Consider the following 720-nt stretch of genomic DNA (forward strand, 5'->3'; position numbering starts at 1 on the left):
TACTTTGAGTCCGCTAAAACCCCTTGGGTGTTGTATGGTTAAGCCTCACGGGCAATTAGTATCAGTTAGCTCAACGCCTCGCAGCGCTTACACACCTGACCTATCTACGTCGTAGTCTTCAACAACCCTTTAGAGACCTTAAAGGTCTAGGGATGACTCATCTTGAGGCTCGCTTCGCGCTTAGATGCTTTCAGCGCTTATCGATTCCGAACTTAGCTACCGGGCAATGCCACTGGCGTGACAACCCGAACACCAGAGGTTCGTCCACTCCGGTCCTCTCGTACTAGGAGCAGCCCCTCTCAATCATCCAACGCCCACGGCAGATAGGGACCGAACTGTCTCACGACGTTCTAAACCCAGCTCGCGTACCACTTTAAATGGCGAACAGCCATACCCTTGGGACCGACTTCAGCCCCAGGATGTGATGAGCCGACATCGAGGTGCCAAACACCGCCGTCGATATGAACTCTTGGGCGGTATCAGCCTGTTATCCCCGGAGTACCTTTTATCCGTTGAGCGATGGCCCTTCCATTCAGAACCACCGGATCACTATGACCTGCTTTCGCACCTGCTCGAATTGTCATTCTCGCAGTCAAGCGGGCTTATGCCATTGCACTAACCTCACGATGTCCGACCGTGATTAGCCCACCTTCGTGCTCCTCCGTTACTCTTTGGGAGGAGACCGCCCCAGTCAAACTACCCACCAGGCACTGTCCGCAA

General features: G+C 53.9%; 1 rRNA gene. It reads right to left on the reverse strand.

Annotated features, from left to right (window positions below):
- Positions 1-34: 34 nt before the first annotated feature.
- Positions 35-720: ribosomal RNA gene (locus LRP50_RS25385) — 23S ribosomal RNA — on the reverse strand; the annotation flags it as partial.

Source organism: Enterovibrio gelatinilyticus, assembly GCF_028683095.1.
Taxonomy (GTDB): Bacteria; Pseudomonadota; Gammaproteobacteria; order Enterobacterales; family Vibrionaceae; genus Enterovibrio; species Enterovibrio gelatinilyticus.